The following is a 22,059-nucleotide window of genomic DNA, read 5'->3' as shown; positions in this document are numbered from 1 at the left end:
TTCAAAGATCAATTTATTTCTTTCAATGTCGTTTTCAGCGACTTTATTAATATATCATATTAACTCAGTTGGCGTCAACAACTTTTTAAATTCTTTTTTCGCGTCAACCGCATTCTGTCGGCGACCTATATAACTATATCAGGGTTACCCAGAATACGCAACCCCTTTTCAAAAATTATTTCAGAAAAACAAAAAGGACTCATTTATCAACGAGTCCTCTTTTGCTAACCTATAATAATAAGCTCAATTGCAGCAAGTGCTACAAGGCCGGGAACTCCTAGAAAACCGGTAACAAATGCTGTTCCTGGATTTATAGGTACATGAAGATCAAAGGGCGTTCCAAACGTATTTAAGAAAAACAGTAGTAGAGCACCAATTGCTAGTTTAATTAATCCCTGGCCGATCCAACGCATCGGCTTTAGGGGAGCTCCAATAAATAGAAGCAAAACAATACATAAGATAAACAGTCCGATGACGAGTTTAGGATCCATAGCAGACCTCCGCTCTTTTTTTCAGATTTAGTAAAGCTTATGTTTGTCCAAATAAAAAAGAACGGGAAGTTTAACACTATCCCATTCTTATCTTTCGACGTTTTGCTTCTTTTAATAGAAAGAAGTATTTTGCTTCATCAACTTTAAGCTTCGCAAGAACAGCTCCCGAAGGCTCTACACTGCGCTCCACGATTTCTTTTTGTTTGTTCCAAACATCTTTTAATTCATGAAGCGTTTGGAGCAAACTTTCATCAGCTTGCTTTCGTAAATAGCCTTTACGTTTGAAGAGCATTTTGTTCCCTCCTGACCCTACTACACCTCACGTCGACCTTCCATTGCTTTAGAGAGCGTAACTTCATCAGCGTACTCAAGATCACCGCCAACCGGAAGACCGTGCGCAATGCGGGTAATGCGAATTCCTGTTGGTTTTACAAGACGTGCGATGTACATCGCAGTTGCTTCTCCTTCTATTGTAGGGTCTGTAGCTAGAATTATTTCCGTCACTTTATCATCCTGCAGTCGCTTTAAAAGCTCCGGCACTTTAATATCCTCCGGTCCAATTCCTTCTACAGGGGAGATCGCTCCATGAAGAACATGGTAGAGACCTGTATAATCTTTCATTTTCTCAATCGCGATAACATCCTTAGCATCTTGAACAACACAAATGATTGATTCATCTCGATGGCTATCAGAACAAATCCGACAAGGATCAGTATCCGTGATGTGATTGCAAATTGAGCAGTACGTGAGCTGACGCTTTGCGTTAACTAACGCCTTACCAAAATCAAGTACATCGTCGTCATTCATTTCAAGAACGAAAAAAGCCAGGCGGACCGCCGTTTTTGGTCCAATTCCCGGCAATTTCATAAAACTGTCGATCAGTTTTGATATCGGTTCAGGATAATGCACTTGCATTCCCCCTAAAACATTCCAGGCATATTAAGACCCTGTGTGAATTTACCCATGTCTTTGTTAACTAACTCGTCTACATTGCGAAGAGCATCATTTGTTGCAGCAAGTACTAGATCTTGAAGCATATCGATGTCATCTGGATCAACAACTTCTTCTTTAACAATAACTTCAAGGATTTCTTTATGACCATTAGCTTTTACAAGAACCATACCGCCACCAGCTGAACCTTCAACGATTTTATCTTTCAATTCTTCCTGAGCCTTTGCCATATCCTTCTGCATCTTTTGCATTTGCTTCATCATGTTATTCATGTTTCCTCCGCCACCCATGCCACGTTTCATAAAAAAATTCCTCCTTATTTGTAATTAAAATTTTAAGTTTGAATATCTAACAAGTCATCGCCTACTAAGCGCCTTGCTTCTGCAATCAAAGGATCTTCTGCAGGTTCTTCGCCTTCATTAGTCGTTTCTGGCTCGTCTCTTGTTTTCAAGAACTCGGTGCGAACTTGCTTCCACTCTTCTTCAACAATCGCAACCATCTCTAGTTGCTTGCCAAGCGTTCGAGATAACACTTGCTCGAGCGTTCCACGAATATTATCCTTGGTTGCCATTTGGCAATGCATGTCATATTGGAATGATAATAGAAACGCATTTTCAGTGGATGCCACAGGTTCACTATCCTTTAACCAGGCGTGAGCCGAGACTTTTTCCTGACGAACGTTTTCCATTACTTCTCCCCAGACACTTTTCACTTTCATTAGATCCTGCTTTGTTGCTTTCTTCAGCATCTCTTTTATTTTACCATGAGACACGCCAGATTTCTGTCGAGAAGGTTTAAATTGTTTCTTCGGCTTTCCTTCCTGTGCATCTTCCGATTGCTTAACCGTAATGCCTTTTTCCTTCAACGTGTTTAGTTCATTCTCAAGTTTCTCGATTCGATCAAGAAGCTCACTTTGATCTTGACCTGTAGCCTGGCTACTCGTCTCTTCCTGACAAATTTGTACAAGTGCTAATTCAAGGAAAATACGAGGATGGTTTGTCCACTTCATTTCTTGTTGACTTCGATTTAACGTTTCAATAACCGCGTAAATCCATTCTTTGGCGCAATTGTTCCCCAACTGTTCAAACGTTTGATCAATTTTAACTCGTTCGACAACTTCTTCTAGTTGTGGAGCTGTTTGGTACAAGAGTAGATCACGGTAATAATAAATCAAATCTTCAATAAAGCGCGCTGCATCCTTGCCGTGGTCCATTAACTCCTCAACAGCATTTAACGCTTCCGCGACATCTTTGTTGTAGAAGGCCATCGCAATTTTGGATATCATCTTCTGAGATACGCTTCCTGTTACGGCGAGGACATCATCTAATACAACATTTGCTTCACTGTAAGATATCGCTTGGTCGAGAATACTTAACGCATCACGCATTCCTCCATCTGCAGCTCGAGCTACTTGATAAAGAGCATCCTCTTCTACTTGAATATCTTGAGCTTGGATGATGGTTTCCAAGCGGCCAACTATATCTTGAGCAGTAATACGTCTCATATCAAATCGCTGACACCGTGAAATAATGGTTAGCGGTATTTTATGCGGTTCAGTTGTCGCTAGAATAAATACCACATGCTTTGGCGGTTCTTCCAGTGTTTTCAAAAGGGCATTGAACGCTCCTGTTGAAAGCATGTGCACTTCATCTATAATATACACCTTATAAGAAACAGAACTCGGTGCATACTTCACCTTATCACGTATATCCCGTATATCGTCGACCCCTGTATTAGACGCAGCATCAATTTCTATTACATCAGAAATTGAACCGTCTGTTATGCCCAGGCAAGCTGAACACTCGTTACATGGTTCAGCAACCGGTGCTTTCTCACAGTTGATCGCTTTCGCAATAATTTTAGCAGCACTTGTTTTTCCCGTTCCTCGAGGTCCTGTAAACAAATAGGCGTGAGAGATTTTTTGCTGCATGAGTGCGTTTTGAATTGTTCTTGTTACGTGCTTCTGGCCAACCACATCTTCAAACGTTTGTGGTCGCCAGACACGGTATAGCGCCTGGTAACTCATTCGCCTACTCTCCTCCTAACCTCTTCATACATTTCTATTATACCTTCTTGAGCTCTCTAATTCAAAAGGCAATCCATTATAAACGACACTAAAAAACTCACCCTTATAAAAGAGTGAGCTTGGACATTTAATTAAGTAAACCGTGCACCTTCCTTTGATAAAGCCACCACAGGCGTTACCTGAACAGTTAGCTCGATCCGGGCACTCCCGCGGCACACAGAGGGTACCTACTTACTGCTGCTTCCTTCCGGACCTGACAGGGTTCATAGGACTCTGTTGCGCAGGACCCGAATGTCAACACCACTTATTCAGGGCAGACCCTGCAGTGGCTAAACCTCGGGAAGGGATTCAGTCTCGCTATAGCGGATTGCGAGTACAGGGCACCGCTAATTCCCCACCTAGCACGGCAAATTTGATAATAAAGTTAGTGCACTCGAACGGTGCAAAATATAGTATATCGCGTTTTCACCTATTTAGCAATAGGTCTAGATACACCAATGAATGTAAATGGCGGAGGCGAGAGGATTTGAACCCCCGCGACGCGTAAACGTCCTAACTGATTTCGAGTCAGCCCCCTTCAGCCAAACTTGGGTACGCCTCCATCCGTCGATGCCTGAATGGCACAGAAAACACTATACCATGCCTATTCTTGTTTTTCAAAGAATGCACTCTGCTGTTTAGCGAGCTTTTTCTTCTCTTTTCGCACTTCCCTTAATTCACGGAAAAAACGTGACAGCATGCTCCCACACTCTTCATCTAAGATTCCTGCCGTTACCTCAGCTTGATGATTAAAGCGGTTATCATCAAGTAGGTTCATCAACGTACCGGCACACCCACCTTTTGGGTCTTTGGCACCAAACACAACCCGCTCAACTCTTGATAAAACGATAGCACCGCTACACATCGCACACGGTTCAAGCGTCACATATAGTGTACACCCTGTTAACCGCCATGAACCAACCTCTTTACAGGCATCGTCAATCGCGAGCAATTCTGCATGGGCGACAGATCGCTGTTCCGTTTCTCGTAAATTATAAGCTGACGCAATAATGTGATCATCTTTCACGATCACTGCACCTATTGGTACTTCACCAATAGACTCCGCTTTCTCTCCCTCACGAATGGCTGCCATCATAAATTGTTCATCTCTTTGACGTTGATCGTGCATAGCGTGTACTCCTTCTTGATCGTTTTATCTACTGCATGATTAGGGCAAACTACAACTAATTTCTAATTCTATTATAAGGAGAGAAATCCAAATGAGCAAAGATCAAAACAAGAATAAGACATCTGTTGCTCTCTTATTAATTGATGTCATTAACACGATGGATTTTAAGGATGCTGAACTACTTGCTCGATACACAGAAAAAACTGCTGATTCAATTGCTTCATTAAAGGTAAAGGCTAAAGCAGCAGGAGTTCCTCTTATTTATGTAAATGACAATTACGGATTGTGGCAGTCTGATTTTAAAAAAGTAATTAATTATGCTGCGTGCGCGAATGGACAGCATCTCGTTGATCGACTTGAGCCAGAAGACGATGATTATACTGTTGTGAAACCAAAGCATTCTGGATTCTTTTCTACACCGCTCTCTTCCTTATTGAAGTTCTTAGAAGTAAGAACACTGATACTTACAGGATTCGCCGGAAACATATGCGTACTCTTCACTGCAAACGATGCTTATATGAGGGAATATGACCTTTACATTCCATCCGATTGCTGTGCTTCTAACCTCGAAGAAGACAATGAATACGCTCTTAGATTAATGAAGGGGAACTTAAAGGCAAATACAAACCCTTCTACTGAGCTGGACATTGCAGCTATTATTGAACAAGCGACTCAGCGACAAACGTTAACTTCATACGATGGGTAAACAAAAACCCCTCTTCTATAGAAGAGAGGTTGGATGATTAAGAGCTTGTTTGAAAATAAGCAGGACGCTGCTCAAATGCAGCATTTAAATAAGTTACCATTAATTTATCATCAAAAAGTTTGCTTCCCTTGCGCAGGCTCTGGCAATAGCCGTCCCGGAATTCGAGACGATCAATTAGAAACGTATTGCCATATTCACTACTTACTGTCACCTCAATAACACGTTCTTTTGCCGTAAAGGCAAGGACTGTGTCATTAATTTGAAAACGAACTTTCTCAAGATAGTTTGAATGGTACAAACATGTCATGCAGCGTACAACTTCATAATAGCCACCGTCTGATGTCACACGCTCCGTTTTGTATCGCTTTAAATCAGAGTCTATGTAGATCATGACATCCTGTACTTTTTTCGTTGAAATAGCGAGTTTCACACTCGTACTCAACGACTGGTAGAACCGTTTTTTAATTCCAACTTTGTAGAAAACAAGGCCCATGCACCACGTAACAATAAGCACAGGCAATAAAATGGCCAAAATATCTTTTTCGAATATCGTCCACTCATAGTACCATACGAGTAAGAGTGTAAAAAGCGAGAAAAGAATACCAGCAAAAAACGTCTGCGGGCGATAATCACGAAAGTCACCTTCAGCAGTCGAAAGCTCATTTTTCAACCATTCAAGCTCATAAAGATCAAAACGCTGTAGTTCTTTTTGTTGCCAGGATGAATCATTCATCCACCCTTCAGAGCGTTTATGATGTAGAAACCCTTTAAAGAAATAATGTAGATTCGAATTTGTTTCCATCTTCCGCTCAATCGTTTGTCTGAAAGCACGGTCATAAAGTCTAGCAATAGAGCTCATGCCCTGAGCAGCTATGACAAGTATAAGTAATAATAAGAAAAGCTGTCCCCACGGGTTGTCTGAGAAAAAAGATTGCAAACCATCAACCATGGGAGCAAGCTCAGATTTAAGATTGATTCCAACGGCTCGAAATAGCTCGGCCAAAGCACCTTTCCAATCGTCCAACTTGAAAGCCTCCCCACTCTCCATACTCCTTCTATCATATCACCTTTAAGGTCCTTTAGCTTGAATTTTTTAACAATGAAAATCATTAATTAGCAACATTATTGACCCAATTAATATCTATCTGTAGAGGGGCATTGACTCTATTAATGAAGAATAACTCTCACACTTCTCCTACTGAATGATTTGTCACTTCCTTTTCTATTAGTAAAACAAATATCTTTTTAATATTTTTATATAAAAATAAGACGTGCAGGGGTGCCCTACACGTCTTGCATAGTTGTTTTATATATGAAGAAAAGGAAAAATAAAAAACCCTTATCTCATAAGGATTTAAATGGTGGCCCCGAGAGGAATTGAACCTCCGACCTGCGGTTTAGGAAACCGTTGCTCTATCCCCTGAGCTACGGGGCCGAATGAGTCATATTATACAGTAAAATGATCAAAAGCAAAAGAGTATTGAACGATAATAATCGCGTGATCATTAGATCACGCGATCCGAACATTTCCCCCAATTGGCTATTCTGTTACCCAGCTTTGCATATAGTTAGTATCTTCATATTGGTGTACATGCTCAATAACCTTAAGCGGACGAAAGGTATCAACCATTACTGCAAGCTCTAGCGTTTCTTTTTTGCCGATGCTTGCTTCTATTTTTCCTGGATGCGGACCGTGTGGAATACCAGATGGATGTAAAGTGATTGAAGCTTCCTCAATACCTTTACGGCTCATAAAGTTTCCTTCGACATAGTAGAGCACTTCATCGCTATCGACATTACTATGAAAATAAGGTGCTGGAATTGACTCTGGATGGTAATCATAAAGTCTCGGTACAAATGAACAGACTACGAAGTTATTTCCTTCAAACGTTTGGTGCACAGGAGGTGGCTGATGAACGCGTCCTGTAATTGGTTCAAAATCATTGATGTTAAACTTCCAAGGATACAGGTAACCATCCCATCCGACCACATCGAGTGGATGATGATCGAATACATGACGATGTAGTCCACCTCTTGTTTTCGTCACCACTTCGAAATCACCTTTTTGATCATAAGAGGCGAGGTGATCTGGCCCACTAATATCTCGTTCACAAAATGGGCTATGTTCCATTAACTGACCATATTCATTCCGATAGCGCCGAGGTGTTGTAATGGCACTGGTTGCTTCAATAACGAGCCAGCGATTATCAACTCCTTCAGGAATAACCCGATAGATCGTCCCTATTGGAATCACGATATAATCCCCAGGACCATACGTCATCACACCAAACATCGTTTCAATTTTCCCAGTACCATGGTGCACGAAGAAAAGTTCATCACCGTCACCATTACGGTAAAAGTAATCCATCTTTTCAGTAGGGTTCACAACACCTAGCAGTACGTCTTCATTCCCCAGGAAATAACACCTATCGACAATTGCATCTCCTTTAGTGTCACATTGTGCGGTTCGAAAATGACGATGTCGAAGTGCACTATTCGATTCAAACTCTGGCAAAGTACTTTTAAGAAAGGCTGCTTCTTTTACTGCAGTCGGGAAATGATGATGATATAAAATCGATTGGACTCCAGAAAACCCTTTCGTTCCCATCACCTGCTCACGATAAAGCGATCCATCTTTTTTCTTAAAAGTGGTATGGCGTTTATGTGGAATCTCACCCATTTTCTTATAATAGACCATCCTCTTCCTCCTCTCCTATGATATTTGAAAGTGTTCCAAGATGATCAATTGAGAGATCTACCTTGTCACCTGGTACGAGCCAGTTACGCCCCATTTGTTCAAGAATACAACCACTGCCTACTGTACCTGAGCCAATCACTTCACCTGGATATAACGTTACATTTTTTGATGCCTGTTCAATAATCTCACTAAATGAATAATACATGTCTTTCGCATTTCCCAAGGAATAACGCTCTCCGTTAACAAATGCCTCCATCTTAAGATTAAGTCGACCATGTTCTAGCGGAAGTTCTTCTTTTGTAACGAGATATGGCCCAAACGAAGTAGCAAAATCTTTTCCTTTTGCAGGACCAAGACCAACCTTCATTTCCTTTGATTGAAGGTCACGCGCGCTCCAATCGTTCATTATCATAAACCCGAAAATGTGCTCAGCTGCCTGTTCAGCTTTGATGTTCCGACCTTCTTTTCCAATTACGCATGCTATTTCAAGTTCATAATCTAGCTTTTCACATGAACGCGGTCGATGAATAAGATCATCTGGTCCTTTTACTGCCATATGATTAGAGAAATAAAACACTGGTAACTCATACCATTCAGGTACAATCCCAAGACCTCTCTTCCCTCTCGCACTTAGTACATGTTCTTCAAACGCATAAAAATCTCTTATGCTCAAAGGGCGTGGGATCGGGGCATGTAGCGTAACATCTTTCAATTCATATCCAGTGTTTGGTAATTCTTTAATAAGAGTATGGTAACGTTCGAAATTTTGAATTACATCTATTAAATTTTCTGGTATAGCCCCGTTCGAGGCCTGATGCAAACTAACAACTCGGTCACTATGAACTATACCTACTTGTATCCTACCGTCTACTTCAAAAGTAACGAATTTCACCGTTCTCAGCTCTTTCCATTAGCCGTTGTTTTTCGAATCAATGTAAACGTATCTGCTGTTGCACGAGTATACTCTTGGCCTGCTAAACGCCCAACAGGATTCAGTTTCTCAGTATTAATTTTGCCATCTTCGTATAATTCGTCACGCACGTGAACCATAACAACTTTGCCAATAACCAAACTTCCAGAACCTTCGTGATCGCCAAATTCGACAACTTGATCAAGAATACATTCAAGTTGAACGCCGCTTTCTTTCACCCGAGGTGGACCAACAAGCTCACTATGCTCTTTCGTAAGCCCAGAAGCGATAAACTCATCTGTCTCCTTTTCAAATGGTGTAGCACATTCATTCATTTGTTCCACAATTTTTTCGCTAACAATATTTATAACAAATTCCTTTGTATCTTCAATATTTAGAAGGGTATCTTTTTTGCTCCCTTCACCTGCTTTTCGCATTGGAGCAAAACAAACCATCATCGGGTCTGCACAAATCCCAGTAAAAAAACTAAACGGTGCTAGATTAACATCGCCGTTACGATCCATACTTGAAACAAAAGCTATCGGACGAGGTACTACTGATCCAATTAATAACTTATAAGCTTCTTTCCAGTCTAACGTATCTGGTTGTACTTTCATGAGACTGGCAACTCCTTCTTAAGTATGATGATGCTATCTTCTATAAGTTGCCTCTACGTTCCTGCTCCCGCTCAATGGCCTGGAATAATGCTTTAAAGTTACCCTCTCCGAAACCTTTTGCTCCTTTACGCTGAATGATTTCAATAAAGAGTGTTGGACGGTCAACAACAGGCTTTGCGAAAATTTGAAGAAGATAACCTTCATCATCGCTATCGACCAATATCTTCAATTCACGAAGCTTACTAATCTCCTCGTCAATTTCCCCCACTCGTTCCGTCAATTCTTCATAATACTCATCTGGCGTTTCAAGAAACTCAACGCCACCGTCACGCAGTTTCCCAACCGTATCAACAATATCGTTAGTAAGAACAGCGATATGTTGAACGCCTGGACCATTATAGTAATCAAGGTACTCTTGAATTTGGGATTTACGCTTCCCATTCGCAGGTTCATTAATAGGAAATTTAATGCGCCCACCATTATGCATAACCTTCGACATTAAGGCAGAATACTCGGTGCTAATATCTTCATCATCAAAATGAATCATTTGCTTAAAGCCCATAACATTCTCATAATACGAAACCCATTCTTCCATTGATTCAACATTTCCGACGCAGTGGTCAATACCAATTAGTCCAGTTTCCTCTGACGGAATTGTCCCCTCAAACTTTGTATAGCCAGGAAGAAAAATCCCAGGGTAGTTCTTCCGCTCGACAAGTGTATGAATGGTATCACCGTACGTTCCAATAACCGCCATCTTCACGACACCATGCTCATCTTTATATTCTTTTGGCGGACTAAGTTCGATCGCCCCACGCTCAGAAGCTTCTTTGTAAGCCCTTTCAACATCGTCCACAGTAAGAGCAATATCCTTCACACCGTCTCCATGTAATTTAACAAACTCTGCAATTGGATGATCATTAGACAAGGCTCCCGAAAGAACGAGTCGAATATTGTTTTGCTGCAAAACATAAGAAACTTTCTCACGATCGCCTGTTTCTAACCCTGAATAAGCAACAGGCTTAAAACCAAACGCCTTACAAAAATAATGACTCGCTTGCTTTGCGTTACCTACATAAAGCTCCAAATAATCGACATCACGAACGGGGAAAAAGTCAGCGGTATCCTGTTGATTTTGATTCAACATCTGTTCCTGCATAATGATCCCTCCAAATTTAGTTTGTCACTCAGCTTAAACGTATAGCTTTTTCCATTTCCTTTCAAGAGTCCTTGCTAAAGCCATAACGCTTCTATGTAATGAAAGGCGAAAGCGCCCGATTAGACCCGAAAGGCACTGGAGCCCTTCAAATTGAACACGATCTTTGTGTTCGAGGTGAAGGGTGAAGTGACCGAGGGGGTGGGCGCTGCAGCTGGATCTAATGAAAGGCGAAAGCGCCCGGATAGACCCGACAGGCACTGGAGCCCTATTTGAAAAGAAAGACCGGTTATTGCCTGGTCTTTCTTTCAAAATAACTCGAAAGTGGATAGATCGTTAAACTTTGAAATACAAGTGAGAGTAAAACAGCACCAAAGGTAAGAGAAATGACTGTTCCGCTCCCAGAACCATACTCTGTTTCTAAACCAAGTAACAATGCGACTGACATTGTGCCACGAATGCCAGACCAGGTAACGAGTGAAATATCTTTCCAATTAAACTCATTTCGCCAGCTTGAAAAGGACTTAATAATGCCTGTAAGAACGAGGAAGCGAACGAGCACGGAAGTCAGGAAAATAATGCCTGCGAATAACCAGTGATTGAAGTCAAGATAGTTAGTTGTCTCAATGCCTATTAATAAAAAGATTAGAGCTAATATACTAGGTTCAACTACTTCCCAGAAACTATTTAAATATTCTCTGTAATGGGTCTCTTTAATGAAGCCATCAAGTTCGTAAGAGAGCATGATTCCGGCTGCTACAACTGAAAGTACACCTGAGACACCAAGTTTTTCAGCTACATAAAAACTTCCATAAGCGAGAACGATACTAAGCATGACCTGATATTGCCTTTGATGAGTAAAATAAATGGCCCTGCATACAATCCATCCAAATAATGCACCAATCGCTATACCACCGAGTGATACTAGTATGAAATCATAAGCAAAAGAACTGGTTGAAAACTGTTCTCCCCCTAGATACATGGAAGCTATGACAGTGAAAAGAACAATACTTGTACCATCATTCACCATGGACTCTCCTTCTACAACGTCAGCTATCTTTGGATCCTTCGATGCTTTTTTCAATATTGATACAACAGAAACCGGATCAGTTGGAGTTAGAATTGAAGCAATTAATAAAGCCCCAACAAATGATAGGGATAGAAACGGACCACTTATCGCATATAATAGAGTACCAAGAAGAAGTGCACTGAGTAGAAGCCCTACTGTGCTTAGTGCAGCGATAATGCCAGCATGCTTTTTCAAATGGGAGAATGGAAACTGATACGCTGATATAAAAAGGAGTGCTGGTAGAAACCATTCAAAAATAATTTCTTTGGTAATATGTACAGATGTAAAAAAGGGAACAAAAGATAAAGCAATACCAAGTAAAAGCAAGACAAGTGGAGCCGGAAAGTTTTTTTGTTTATTATCAATTGTGTAGACTAAGTAACCGATAAATAAAAGAATCAAAATTTGATGAGAATCCATTATTCCACTCCTTTCCATTTGCTAAATTCCCCTTGATGATAGGGATTAAACAGGCAGGCTTTATTTACCTCTAAGTTGCATGTTTTAACCCTGTCAACAGTCCTAGGTCTATGCTACAATAAGCTTTGTCTATTAAAAGATAAGTAAGGTCTGCTATAGAAACGACGGAGGAGGATACGTATGAACCAGACCCCATTTATTGCCGTCGAAGGCCCGATCGGTGTTGGAAAGACTTCTCTATCGCGAGCACTCTCTGCTCATTACAAATTCGAGCTCTTTCAAGAAATTGTAGAAGAGAATCCATTTTTAGGTAAGTTTTACGATGACATTGAAGAGTGGAGCTTCCAAACCGAGATGTTTTTTCTCAGCCATCGATACAAACAATTAGAAGAGATCGATAAGCATTATCTTTCCAAACAGCTTCCTGTTATATCTGATTACCACATTTTTAAGAATAAAATATTCGCCCAACAAACGCTCAGTGACAAGCACTTTTCTAAATACATGAAGATTTATGACATCTTAACCGAGGGAATGCCTGAACCGAACGTCATTATCTATTTAAATGCTAGCCTTGAAACGCTATTAAATCGTATCTCCCAAAGAGGAAGACAGATTGAGAAAAGCATTGATCCCGCTTATCTTGAACGTCTATCTTCTGATTATGAACGATTTATGCAAGAATTCGAAGCACATCATCCCGATATTCCAGTGCTACGCTTCAATGGCGACGAGATGGATTTTGTGTCGAATCAAAAGGATTTGCACACGATCTTTCAAACCCTCGAACAAACATTGAAAGAAGGAGACCCTGTTAAATGAACCTCAGAGAGAAATACAATATTCCACAGGACGCCGTCATAACGATAGCCGGTACTGTAGGCGTAGGGAAATCTACGATTACCAACGCCCTAGCAAATGCACTACAATTTAGAACATCGCTCGAGAAAGTAGATAATAACCCATACCTTGAAAAGTTCTATAATGACTTTTCTCGCTGGAGCTTTCACTTGCAAATTTATTTTCTAGCAGAACGGTTTAAAGAACAGAAAAGAATGTTCGAATATGGAGGCGGCTTTGTACAAGATCGATCCATCTATGAAGATACAGGTATTTTCGCCAAAATGCATTACGAAAAAGGAACGATGTCGAGCGTAGATTACGATACGTACACAAACCTTTTCCAATCAATGGTGATGACACCATTCTTCCCGCATCCTGACTTAATGATCTACCTTGAAGGATCATTTGATGATGTCGTTGATCGTATTAAAGAACGTGGTCGTCCAATGGAGCAACAAACACCAACGGAATATTGGGAAGAAATGTATCAGCGTTACACGAACTGGATTGACAGCTTCAATGCCTGTCCGATTCTCCGTTTAAATATTAATGATTACGATCTTGTTAACGACCCTTCTTCTGTAGAACTTATCTTAAAGCGCATCGAGCAGAAGTTTCATCAGATTCCTTCATTAAGTAGATCCTAGTCAAAAAAGCTATCCATCATGGATAGCTTTTTTGTTATACCTATTTTTGAACATAGAAAAACCACTGCCGGCGATGACAGTGGTCAAATATAATCTCCAAATTATATGCGCGTTGGTTATTAATTAGTAAATGGAGGAGGAAGAGGGATTCGAACCCCCGCGGGCGATTAAGCCCCTGTCGGTTTTCAAGACCGATCCCTTCAGCCAGACTTGGGTATTCCTCCGTGTTGTTAAGTTATTAACTAACTGCGACAATTAATATAATATCACCGTCTTAAAATAATGTCAACAATATCCCGAAACTTTTTTAAAAAAATTTAATTCCCTTAAATTGTTGACCAAATCAACCTCTCTTACTATACACTATTTCATCTTTAAAATAAAGAGCAGAGAAAATTCTCTACTCTTTATAAACATTATTTAATAACTTCACGGCCACCCATATATGGACGAAGTACTTCTGGAACGATGACAGAACCGTCTTCTTGCTGATAGTTCTCAAGGATTGCTGCAACTGTTCTTCCAATCGCTAGGCCAGATCCGTTCAGTGTATGAAGGAATTCCGGTTTTCCATTTTTCTCTCTACGGAATCGAATGCCTGCTCGACGTGCCTGGAAATCTTCAAAATTACTGCAAGAAGAAATTTCACGATACGTTCCATAGCTTGGAATCCAAACTTCGATATCGTATTTCTTTGCTGCTGTAAATCCTAGATCTGCAGTACACATGCTCATCACACGGTACGGTAATTGAAGAAGTTGAAGCACCTTCTCAGCGTGTCCAGTTAGCTTCTCAAGTTCATCATAAGAATCTTCTGGCTTAACAAAGCGAACAAGTTCTACTTTGTTAAACTGATGCTGACGGATTAATCCACGTGTATCTCGACCAGCAGATCCCGCTTCGGAACGGAAACAAGCACTATAGGCTGTGTAAGCAAGTGGTAGCTCTTCCACATCCATAATTTCGTCACGATGGAAGTTTGTAACGGGGACTTCTGCTGTTGGGATTAAGAAATAATCTTCTTCGCGAATTTTGAAAGCATCTTCTTCAAATTTAGGTAACTGACCTGTACCAGTCATGCTCTCACGGTTCACAAGGTATGGAGGAAGAATTTCTTCATAGCCATGCTCAGATTCGTGTAGATCCATCATGAAGTTAATAAGGGAACGTTCAAGTCGTGCTCCTGCTCCTTTATAGAAAGCAAATCGGCTTCCTGTCACTTTTGCAGCACGTTCGAAATTAATAATATTAAGATCTGTCGCAATATCCCAGTGTGGTTTCGCCTCGTAAGTGAACTCTTTTTTCTCACCCCACGTACGAATTTCGATATTGTCATCTTCTGTTTCGCCAACAGGAACGCTCTCATGAGGAATGTTCGGAATCTGAAGAAGAATTTGCTCAAGCTCTGTTTCAACAGTGCGCAGTTCTTCGTCAATCGTCTTAATCTTATCGCCAACTTCACGCATCTCTGTAATTAAGTGATCCGCATCCTTCTTTTCACGTTTAAAGGCAGCTACGCTCTTGGAAACTTCATTACGCTTCCCTTTTAACTGCTCAGTTTCTGCAATAAGATCTCTTCTGCGTTGATCAAGTTCCTCAAAACGATCAAGACCTACTAGATCTTCCCCACGCTTTGATAACTTCGTTTTTACTTCTTCAAAATTCTTACGCAAATACTTTAAATCAATCATGCTTTTTCCTCCTTTTTTAGAATGATAAACGAGTTAACGGACAAATCTTGGGTATAGGCTAGATGTTTATGAATGACTTTTTCGTAAACATTGTTGCTTTAGCAATAAGAGTAGTGGTTGATTTCCGCTCCAGGATGCTCGCTTTCCGCGGGGCGGGTGATGAGCCCTCCTCGTCGCTACGCGCCTGTGGGGTCTCACCTGTCCCGCTCATCCCGCAGGAGTCGAGCACCTTTCGCTCCAATCAACTTTGATGTGCGGCTATTTAAAATCACTTTTCAAAAACAATAATCTTTTAGAAAAGAGTCTTTTTGAATACAAAAAAGCCCCCGTCCCCTATAAAGGGACGAGAGCTACCCGCGTTGCCACCCTGATTGCAGACAATTGCCTGCCTCTTAACAGAATAACGGTCTGCTCCGAGATGGCCTACTATATTTCAGCCTTCTACTCAGGGATGGATTCATAGGGCTCAATGATCGATTCACACCACACATCGACTCTCTTTGCATTGAACATCTATTACTAATTCCCGTCAACGTTTTTGTTTATCATTCGTCTCAGGCAGAGATTGTATACTCTGCTACTTGGTACGTTATAATTTACACGAAAATTTACTCTGTTGCAAGTCCTTCTTTCTTAAACTCAAGAACCATATCAATAAACATTTGATGCATACGATCATCATCCGTTAACTCTGGATGGAAAGCGCATGCGAGGAAACGCCCTTCTCGTGCAGCTACAATTTTCTCATTAAATGTAGCAAGTATTTCAACGTTCTCTCCTACTTCTTCAATATATGGAGCACGAATAAACACCCCAATAAAGTCTTCATCTAACCCTTCGACAGGTAATGGTGCTTCAAAACTTTCACGCTGGCGCCCGAATGCGTTACGCTTAGCAGTCACATTCATCACGCCAATATGAGACCCTTCAAGTCCCTCAACACGTTCTGACAGAAGAATAAGACCCGCGCAAGTACCAAAGATAGGCTTTTCAGCAGCAAACGCCTTTAAAGGCTCAAGAAATCCATATTGATCAATTAATCGACGCATCGTTGTACTTTCTCCACCTGGCAACACAAGACCATCTAGATCTTCAAGTTGCTCAACGCGTTTTACAACTACAATCTCGGCTTCTTTCGTTTCAAGTGCTTTCACATGTTCACGGATTGCTCCTTGCAGTCCAAGGACCCCGACTTTCACCATAATGCTCTCGACTCCTTATGTCTAATCTAAGCAAGACCCCCACCTCATGTTGCTCAGGTGGGGGATCAATGTTTTTACCAGCCGCGCTCTTGCATACGCTCTGTTGGCTTAAGTGAAGATATTTCAATACCTGGCATTGCGATTCCAAGGTTCTTAGAGATATTTGCAATCAATTCATAATCCTGATAGTGAGTTGTTGCTTCCACAATTGCTTTAGCAAACTTCTCAGGATTATCAGATTTGAAAATTCCAGAACCAACGAATACGCCGTCAGAACCAAGCTCCATCATTAGGGCTGCATCTGCAGGAGTTGCAATACCACCAGCAGCAAAGTTAACAACCGGAAGACGTCCAAGCTCTTTAATTTGAAGAAGAAGCTCAAATGGCGCCTGAAGGTTTTTCGCTTCTGTCATCAGCTCATCTTCAGACATGCTTGAAATTTTACGAATTTGGGATTGAATAAGACGCTGATGACGCACAGCTTCAACAACGTTTCCTGTTCCAGGTTCACCTTTTGTACGAAGCATTGCAGCACCTTCACCTACGCGGCGCAGTGCTTCACCTAGGTTACGTGCACCACATACGAAAGGAACAGTGTACTTGCGCTTATCAAGGTGATATTCTTCATCAACTGGAGTTAATACTTCACTCTCATCGATGTAGTCTACGCCCATTGATTCAAGAACGCGAGCTTCCACAATATGTCCGATTCGGCATTTTGCCATAACTGGAATAGAAACAGCATTTACAACGTCCTCTACAATTGTAGGATCAGCCATACGTGCTACGCCGCCTGCTGCACGAATGTCAGAAGGAACGCGTTCAAGCGCCATGACAGCTACTGCACCAGCTTCTTCTGCAATCTTTGCCTGTTCTGCATTAATAACGTCCATGATGACGCCGCCCTTTTGCATTTCAGCCATACCACGTTTTACACGATCTGTACCTGTTTGTTGATTCATCTATATTCCTCCCATATCTATAGTAGAAAACGATTTTTGCTTACATCTATCTATCAAACGCTTTTATTGTAACATTTTTTGAGGACTTGTCCTATCACATGTGCGTTGATTTCGTAAAAGATTTAGAAAAATACTCCCCGATATGGTAGTCGAAGAGTATTTTTTCCAAAACTTTGTGTTTTTATTAACTAAATAACCCTTTTACTGCATCCGCTGCACTCGTCCAGATGCCTCCGAAGAAACCACCAATTGCGCGCATTGATAGTGTAAACCAACCAGCTTTTTCAATAGAATCTGTTGCTATAAGCGGAACAGACGTACCGTTATCACCTGTGATGTAACCAAAGTCCTTGCCAGTCGATTTCAAAACGACTTGACCAACTTTATCGCCTTCTTTAATTGGAGCAGTAAGTTCCCCATCTTCTGTTAACAATGACTGATCAAGTTCATAGCTTAGCTCATAAGGTTGTTCAGTATCCTTTTCTGTTACTGCACTAAATGATTCTCCTGCAGCCACACTAACTTCTTTCTCTTTACCTTTTACAACAGGAACTGTTGAATTATCTTTTGCTTTATCGCCTTTTGTAATAATTGATTGTGATTCAAATTGGTCGAAACCAAAATTCAATAATTTAGCTGTTTCATTAAAGCGTGCTTCATAAGAATCCGTCTTCATCACAACTGATATTAAGCGCATGTCACCCTGCTTTGCAGTTCCGGTAAATGCATAGCCTGCAAGATCAGTCGATCCTGTTTTAAGTCCATCAATTCCATCTACAGAATATTTATTAGCATAAATAAGCGTTGGAAGAAGCCAATTCCAGTTCTTCATTACAATTTCATCATCTGTACCTTCACGGAATTTCTTAACCGGCGTACTCGTTGTTTCAAGTACTTCAGGGAAGTCATTTAGAAGATGATAAGCAAGAAGTCCAGTTGAACGAGCAGACATCATATTTTCTTCTTCAGGGTCTCCAGCAGGATGGTTTCCAAGGAGATCTCTGTTATTTAACCCTGAGCTATTTACAAATTTATATTCCTTCATACCCATTTCTTTAGCTTTTGCGTTCATCATTTCAACAAACTTCGTTTCGCTTCCCGCTAGATGTTCTGCAAGTGCCATAGTTGCTGCATTCGCAGAATAGATCGCCATAGCTTCATACAATTCTTTTACTGTATATTTTTCATCTACGCGAAGTGGCACGTTGGAAAGAGAACGATTTTGGGAGAGCTTATGTATCGTTTCGCTAATAGAAACCTTGTCATCCCATGCAATTTCGTTTTTACTAATTGCTTCAAGCAATAAATATTCCGACATCATTTTTGTCATACTTGCAGGTGAGAGCGTTAGTTCAGGATCTTTTTGATATAGAATTTTCCCTGAATTTGCATCGATTAAGATCGCTGCTTCTGCATTGATTTCTGGTGCCTCTGCAGCCATTGCAGTACGGCCTCCACCAAATGTTCCTGCTAATAGTAATACAAACGCCATAGTTACGATCATGGCTTTTAAACCAAGGTTTTTCAACCCCTACACCTCCAAATAAGTCTCACATAACCGCTATTCTATCACACCTAAAATTAAAAAAATAGATAGAGGAAGCCCCCCTATCTACTTTTCGAACGTATTGATCTATTTTTGTCACAGACGCTTCTAAACTTCATTCAAAAGTACTATTAAACGGAATAGTTTGGTGCTTCTTTCGTCACCTGAACGTCGTGTGGATGACTCTCGCGTAGTCCTGCACCTGTAATGCGGACAAACTGACTGTCTTCACGTAGTGAATTGAGGGTTCTGGTTCCGCAATAGCCCATACCAGAACGTAAACCGCCAATTAACTGATGAATTGTATCGCTTAGTGGTCCTTTATATGGAACTCTTCCTTCGATTCCTTCAGGAACTAGCTTAGACATATTTTCCTGGAAATAACGATCTTTACTGCCTTTTTCCATAGCACCAATTGAGCCCATACCACGATAGACTTTGAATTGACGACCCTGGTAAATTTCGCGCTCTCCTGGACTTTCATCAACGCCTGCAAGGATACTACCTAGCATTACAGCGTGCCCACCTGCAGCAATGGCTTTAACAATATCACCAGAGAACTTAATTCCTCCATCTGCAATGATGCTAATACCGTGTTTGCGTGCTTCAGTCGCACATTCATAAATGGCTGTAATTTGTGGTACACCAACGCCTGCAATTACACGAGTTGTACAAATAGATCCTGGTCCAATACCTACCTTAACAACATCGGCTCCTGCTTCAATTAGTGCTCTTGTCCCTTCAGCTGTTGCTACGTTTCCAGCAATGATAGAAAGGTCAGGGAATGCAGCACGTATTTCGGTTACTTTAGTCATGATACCTTCAGTATGACCATGTGCAGAGTCAAGAACAATGACATCAACACCTGCTTCAACTAGCTTCTCTACTCGCTTTAAAGCATCAGTTGTATTACCTACAGCAGCACCTACAAGTAGCCTTCCTCTATTGTCTTTAGCTGACTGTGGGAACTGAATGACTTTTTCGATATCCTTAATGGTGATAAGTCCTCTTAAAGTCCCATCATCATCAACTAAAGGGAGCTTTTCAATACGATGCTTTTGAAGAACACGTTCTGCTTCCTTTAAAGTTGTACCAACTGGAGCCGTAACAAGATTTTCTTTCGTCATTACTTCTTTAATTTGAATTGAATAATCCTCGATAAACCGAAGATCACGATTAGTTAGGATGCCAACTAGCTTTCGTTCATCATTAACGATTGGAACACCTGAAATACGGTATTTCCCCATTAGATGTTCAGCATCGAATACTTGATGCTCTGGCGTGAGAAAGAAAGGATCTGTAATTACACCACTCTCGGAACGCTTAACACGATCAACATGCTCAGCCTGTTCCTCTATTGACATACTCTTATGGATAATACCAAGTCCACCCTGTCGTGCCATTGAAATAGCCATAGGGGCTTCTGTTACTGTATCCATGCCTGCACTGATAATCGGAACATTTAACTCAAGGTTCTTTGTTAATTGAGTTTTAACAGATACTTCCCTCGGTAGTACGTCTGAAAAAGCTGGTGTTAATAATACATCATCGAAGGTTAATCCTTCTTTAGCAAATTTTGATTCCCACATCCCTTTCATCCTCCTCTAATCGATTTGACCGAAATTTTATTAGTAGCTTATCAATTGGTTAAACTACTGTCAAGAAAGATAGAATAAGTTTGAATTATCAAACATGGAGGGTTCTTATGGGGTATTCTGGACATCACCGTACTACGAACTATGAATTCCAATCAGCTTCATATGTTCAGCAATATCTGAAGAAATGTTATTCTAACATTGAAATTCCAGATGCAGAACGCAAAAGTTATGATGCCTGCTATCGTTTTATGTACTTCATTGAATATGGTGAGCGGTATTATCGTCATGCAGCTATTGCAGAAACAGAATTAAAACCAATCCTGTTGTTTTATGGAATGATCCAACTATTGAAAGCATGCTTGTTAACTCTCGATCCAAATTATCCAGGGGATACACATGTTCTAGCCCACGGTGTAACGTCTAGAAAACGTAAAAAGCGTCATTATTCATTTATGCAAGACGAAGTGAAAGGGCAGAAGAACGGACTCTTTGAATATTTTTCAAGAAAAATGTTCCATATGAAACAAGTTGAAGGAGAAAAATACAGAATGGAAGAAGTATTATCACTTATTCCTGAGATGAGTTCACTATTTGAAAGAATGAGCGGCAAGGTAATTTGCTATAGAGCAATACCTCTTACTTCGAATTCTTTTACAATTCAGTCGGACATTCTTGATTCACTTAATATGACGGTTGAAAGGTTTGAGTCTTTTCTTAAGCAACATAGGAAAGAAGAAATAAAAGTATTTACACAAAGCCGTAATTTATTGACTCTTAAAATTGAAGGTGGGCTCAGTAAAGAATTATTTAAGCGCCCTTTCCTATCTAGCCACGAAAAACTATACATTCCTGCAGAAAGGATACAGTACAATCCTATTACTGAAATCATGGCCCACTATCTCATTCTTTATAATCTAAGTATGATTTGCCGATATGAAACCGAATGGTGGGGTGACCTTTTTCACACACAGGAGTCTGTAGATCTTCCATTTATATTGCAGTTTCTTGAGATAACATCTGAAAAAGTGCCTTACTTGCTTTATGAGTTCTTAGAAATGAGAAAATAAGATAGTGGTTATGATGGCATTGCGGTATTTATCCGCGATTTTGGTGACTATATCCGCGAAAATCGAAATATATCCGCGTTTTTCATGATATATCCGCGAATTCTAAATTATATCCGCGATTCTGTACTAAAGCAAGAATTGTTTGTCTAGACCTTTTTAAAGTTAAGACCATACAAAAAAGTCAGAGACCGTTTTGATCTCTGACTTCTCATTATTGCCCAGCGACGTCCTACTCTTGCAGGGGGAGATCCCCCAACTACCATCGGCGCTGAAGAGCTTAACTTCCGTGTT

The 22,059-nt window shown here is 40.7% G+C and carries 21 protein-coding genes, 3 tRNA genes, 1 rRNA gene, 1 other RNA gene and 1 other annotated feature; of the genes, 4 read left to right on the top strand and 22 right to left on the bottom strand.

What is annotated here, in order from left to right:
• Positions 1 to 224: 224 nt before the first annotated feature.
• The 8 genes from JI666_RS20320 to tadA all read right to left on the bottom strand — a co-directional run bounded on the left by JI666_RS20320 (position 225) and on the right by tadA (position 4,636).
• Complete coding sequence (locus tag JI666_RS20320) at positions 225 to 491, bottom strand: pro-sigmaK processing inhibitor BofA family protein (RefSeq protein ID WP_136948936.1); 267 nt, start codon at positions 489 to 491, stop codon at positions 225 to 227.
• A gap of 76 nt (positions 492 to 567) precedes the next feature.
• Positions 568 to 783, bottom strand: coding sequence for a YaaL family protein (locus JI666_RS20315; protein WP_136948935.1), 216 nt, complete (start codon positions 781 to 783; stop codon positions 568 to 570).
• A 20-nt stretch (positions 784 to 803) separates the two neighbouring features.
• Positions 804 to 1,400 carry a recombination mediator RecR gene (gene recR, locus JI666_RS20310; protein WP_206894900.1) on the bottom strand — a complete coding sequence of 199 codons (597 nt, stop codon included), beginning with the start codon at positions 1,398 to 1,400 and terminating at the stop codon, positions 804 to 806.
• 11 nt (positions 1,401 to 1,411) lie between these two features.
• Positions 1,412 to 1,732, bottom strand: coding sequence for a YbaB/EbfC family nucleoid-associated protein (locus JI666_RS20305; RefSeq protein ID WP_414635158.1), 321 nt, complete (start codon positions 1,730 to 1,732; stop codon positions 1,412 to 1,414).
• A gap of 44 nt (positions 1,733 to 1,776) precedes the next feature.
• Positions 1,777 to 3,468, bottom strand: a complete 1,692-nt coding sequence (gene dnaX / locus JI666_RS20300; RefSeq protein WP_206894897.1) for a DNA polymerase III subunit gamma/tau — start codon at positions 3,466 to 3,468, stop codon at positions 1,777 to 1,779.
• A gap of 140 nt (positions 3,469 to 3,608) precedes the next feature.
• Positions 3,609 to 3,875, bottom strand: an RNA gene (ffs, locus tag JI666_RS20295) — signal recognition particle sRNA large type.
• Positions 3,876 to 3,976: 101 nt separating this feature from the next.
• Positions 3,977 to 4,069, bottom strand: a tRNA-Ser gene (locus tag JI666_RS20290).
• Positions 4,070 to 4,111: 42 nt separating this feature from the next.
• Positions 4,112 to 4,636 (bottom strand): tRNA adenosine(34) deaminase TadA, encoded by a 525-nt coding sequence (tadA, locus tag JI666_RS20285; RefSeq protein ID WP_206894895.1) that lies wholly within the window; start codon positions 4,634 to 4,636, stop codon positions 4,112 to 4,114.
• A 91-nt stretch (positions 4,637 to 4,727) separates the two neighbouring features.
• Between tadA and JI666_RS20280 the strand changes: the two genes are divergently transcribed.
• Complete coding sequence (locus JI666_RS20280; protein ID WP_206894893.1) at positions 4,728 to 5,342, top strand: cysteine hydrolase family protein; 615 nt, start codon at positions 4,728 to 4,730, stop codon at positions 5,340 to 5,342.
• 37 nt (positions 5,343 to 5,379) lie between these two features.
• On the opposite strand, the gene JI666_RS20275 is transcribed toward JI666_RS20280, so the two are convergent.
• The 7 genes from JI666_RS20275 to JI666_RS20245 form a co-directional block, all read right to left on the bottom strand.
• Positions 5,380 to 6,366 carry a hypothetical protein gene (locus JI666_RS20275; RefSeq protein WP_206894891.1) on the bottom strand — a complete coding sequence of 329 codons (987 nt, stop codon included), beginning with the start codon at positions 6,364 to 6,366 and terminating at the stop codon, positions 5,380 to 5,382.
• Between the two features lie 335 nt (positions 6,367 to 6,701).
• A tRNA-Arg gene (locus JI666_RS20270) sits at positions 6,702 to 6,777 on the bottom strand.
• Positions 6,778 to 6,882: 105 nt separating this feature from the next.
• On the bottom strand, positions 6,883 to 8,040 hold the full coding sequence (locus tag JI666_RS20265; RefSeq protein WP_206894889.1) for a homogentisate 1,2-dioxygenase: 1,158 nt from the start codon (positions 8,038 to 8,040) through the stop codon (positions 6,883 to 6,885).
• Positions 8,027 to 8,932: a fumarylacetoacetate hydrolase family protein gene (locus tag JI666_RS20260; protein WP_206894887.1), complete on the bottom strand. Its 906-nt coding sequence runs from the start codon at positions 8,930 to 8,932 to the stop codon at positions 8,027 to 8,029. Before JI666_RS20260 ends, JI666_RS20265 begins: the two co-directional genes overlap by 14 nt.
• A 5-nt stretch (positions 8,933 to 8,937) precedes the next feature.
• Positions 8,938 to 9,567, bottom strand: a complete 630-nt coding sequence (locus JI666_RS20255; protein WP_206894884.1) for a flavin reductase family protein — start codon at positions 9,565 to 9,567, stop codon at positions 8,938 to 8,940.
• 40 nt (positions 9,568 to 9,607) lie between these two features.
• Complete coding sequence (hppD, locus tag JI666_RS20250; protein WP_206894881.1) at positions 9,608 to 10,726, bottom strand: 4-hydroxyphenylpyruvate dioxygenase; 1,119 nt, start codon at positions 10,724 to 10,726, stop codon at positions 9,608 to 9,610.
• Between the two features lie 286 nt (positions 10,727 to 11,012).
• Entirely contained in the window at positions 11,013 to 12,212 is a 1,200-nt protein-coding gene (locus JI666_RS20245; protein WP_206894879.1) for a cation:proton antiporter, read from the bottom strand.
• 180 nt (positions 12,213 to 12,392) lie between these two features.
• Between JI666_RS20245 and JI666_RS20240 the strand changes: the two genes are divergently transcribed.
• Together JI666_RS20240 and JI666_RS20235 are read left to right on the top strand one after the other, a co-directional pair.
• A complete protein-coding gene (locus JI666_RS20240; RefSeq protein WP_206894877.1) occupies positions 12,393 to 13,034 on the top strand; it encodes a deoxynucleoside kinase in 642 nt (213 codons plus the stop codon).
• A complete protein-coding gene (locus JI666_RS20235) occupies positions 13,031 to 13,702 on the top strand; it encodes a deoxynucleoside kinase (RefSeq protein ID WP_206894876.1) in 672 nt (223 codons plus the stop codon). The genes JI666_RS20240 and JI666_RS20235 overlap by 4 nt, the downstream gene beginning before the upstream one ends.
• A 131-nt stretch (positions 13,703 to 13,833) precedes the next feature.
• Here JI666_RS20235 and JI666_RS20230 read toward each other — a convergent pair.
• The 6 genes from JI666_RS20230 to guaB form a co-directional block, all read right to left on the bottom strand.
• Positions 13,834 to 13,926 (bottom strand) — tRNA-Ser (locus JI666_RS20230).
• Positions 13,927 to 14,118: 192 nt separating this feature from the next.
• The gene (gene serS, locus JI666_RS20225) at positions 14,119 to 15,393 is read right to left on the bottom strand and encodes a serine--tRNA ligase (RefSeq protein ID WP_206894875.1); all 1,275 of its coding nucleotides are present in this window, start codon (positions 15,391 to 15,393) and stop codon (positions 14,119 to 14,121) included.
• A gap of 336 nt (positions 15,394 to 15,729) precedes the next feature.
• Positions 15,730 to 15,935 (bottom strand) — a binding site (T-box leader).
• 66 nt (positions 15,936 to 16,001) lie between these two features.
• Positions 16,002 to 16,595: a pyridoxal 5'-phosphate synthase glutaminase subunit PdxT gene (gene pdxT, locus JI666_RS20220; protein WP_206894874.1), complete on the bottom strand. Its 594-nt coding sequence runs from the start codon at positions 16,593 to 16,595 to the stop codon at positions 16,002 to 16,004.
• Between the two features lie 74 nt (positions 16,596 to 16,669).
• Positions 16,670 to 17,557 (bottom strand): pyridoxal 5'-phosphate synthase lyase subunit PdxS, encoded by an 888-nt coding sequence (gene pdxS, locus JI666_RS20215; protein WP_206894873.1) that lies wholly within the window; start codon positions 17,555 to 17,557, stop codon positions 16,670 to 16,672.
• Between the two features lie 184 nt (positions 17,558 to 17,741).
• Positions 17,742 to 19,085, bottom strand: a complete 1,344-nt coding sequence (locus JI666_RS20210) for a D-alanyl-D-alanine carboxypeptidase family protein (protein WP_286170991.1) — start codon at positions 19,083 to 19,085, stop codon at positions 17,742 to 17,744.
• A gap of 149 nt (positions 19,086 to 19,234) precedes the next feature.
• On the bottom strand, positions 19,235 to 20,692 hold the full coding sequence (gene guaB, locus JI666_RS20205) for an IMP dehydrogenase (protein WP_206894872.1): 1,458 nt from the start codon (positions 20,690 to 20,692) through the stop codon (positions 19,235 to 19,237).
• A gap of 116 nt (positions 20,693 to 20,808) precedes the next feature.
• Between guaB and JI666_RS20200 the strand changes: the two genes are divergently transcribed.
• The gene (locus JI666_RS20200; RefSeq protein WP_206894871.1) at positions 20,809 to 21,768 is read left to right on the top strand and encodes a YaaC family protein; all 960 of its coding nucleotides are present in this window, start codon (positions 20,809 to 20,811) and stop codon (positions 21,766 to 21,768) included.
• Positions 21,769 to 21,984: 216 nt separating this feature from the next.
• Here JI666_RS20200 and rrf read toward each other — a convergent pair.
• Positions 21,985 to 22,059: ribosomal RNA gene (rrf, locus tag JI666_RS22045) — 5S ribosomal RNA — on the bottom strand; the annotation flags it as partial.

It is taken from the genome of Bacillus sp. NTK071, from assembly GCF_017303315.1.
Lineage (GTDB): Bacteria > Bacillota > Bacilli > Bacillales > Guptibacillaceae > Guptibacillus.
This window is presented reverse-complemented; position numbering and strand designations above follow the sequence as displayed.

Bases quoted from the DNA above. Each gene is read 5' to 3' on its own strand.
- JI666_RS20240 (WP_206894877.1), top strand. From the start codon at position 12,393: ATGAACCAGACCCCATTTATTGCCGTCGAAGGCCCGATCGGTGTTGGA.
- guaB (WP_206894872.1), bottom strand. From the start codon at position 20,692: ATGTGGGAATCAAAATTTGCTAAAGAAGGATTAACCTTCGATGATGTA.
- JI666_RS20200 (WP_206894871.1), top strand. From the start codon at position 20,809: ATGGGGTATTCTGGACATCACCGTACTACGAACTATGAATTCCAATCA.
- serS (WP_206894875.1), bottom strand. From the start codon at position 15,393: ATGATTGATTTAAAGTATTTGCGTAAGAATTTTGAAGAAGTAAAAACG.
- JI666_RS20320 (WP_136948936.1), bottom strand. From the start codon at position 491: ATGGATCCTAAACTCGTCATCGGACTGTTTATCTTATGTATTGTTTTG.
- JI666_RS20235 (WP_206894876.1), top strand. From the start codon at position 13,031: ATGAACCTCAGAGAGAAATACAATATTCCACAGGACGCCGTCATAACG.
- JI666_RS20280 (WP_206894893.1), top strand. From the start codon at position 4,728: ATGAGCAAAGATCAAAACAAGAATAAGACATCTGTTGCTCTCTTATTA.
- JI666_RS20315 (WP_136948935.1), bottom strand. From the start codon at position 783: ATGCTCTTCAAACGTAAAGGCTATTTACGAAAGCAAGCTGATGAAAGT.
- hppD (WP_206894881.1), bottom strand. From the start codon at position 10,726: ATGCAGGAACAGATGTTGAATCAAAATCAACAGGATACCGCTGACTTT.
- JI666_RS20245 (WP_206894879.1), bottom strand. From the start codon at position 12,212: ATGGATTCTCATCAAATTTTGATTCTTTTATTTATCGGTTACTTAGTC.
- pdxT (WP_206894874.1), bottom strand. From the start codon at position 16,595: ATGGTGAAAGTCGGGGTCCTTGGACTGCAAGGAGCAATCCGTGAACAT.
- tadA (WP_206894895.1), bottom strand. From the start codon at position 4,636: ATGCACGATCAACGTCAAAGAGATGAACAATTTATGATGGCAGCCATT.
- JI666_RS20255 (WP_206894884.1), bottom strand. From the start codon at position 9,567: ATGAAAGTACAACCAGATACGTTAGACTGGAAAGAAGCTTATAAGTTA.
- JI666_RS20265 (WP_206894889.1), bottom strand. From the start codon at position 8,040: ATGGTCTATTATAAGAAAATGGGTGAGATTCCACATAAACGCCATACC.
- pdxS (WP_206894873.1), bottom strand. From the start codon at position 17,557: ATGAATCAACAAACAGGTACAGATCGTGTAAAACGTGGTATGGCTGAA.
- JI666_RS20305 (WP_414635158.1), bottom strand. From the start codon at position 1,732: ATGGGTGGCGGAGGAAACATGAATAACATGATGAAGCAAATGCAAAAG.
- dnaX (WP_206894897.1), bottom strand. From the start codon at position 3,468: ATGAGTTACCAGGCGCTATACCGTGTCTGGCGACCACAAACGTTTGAA.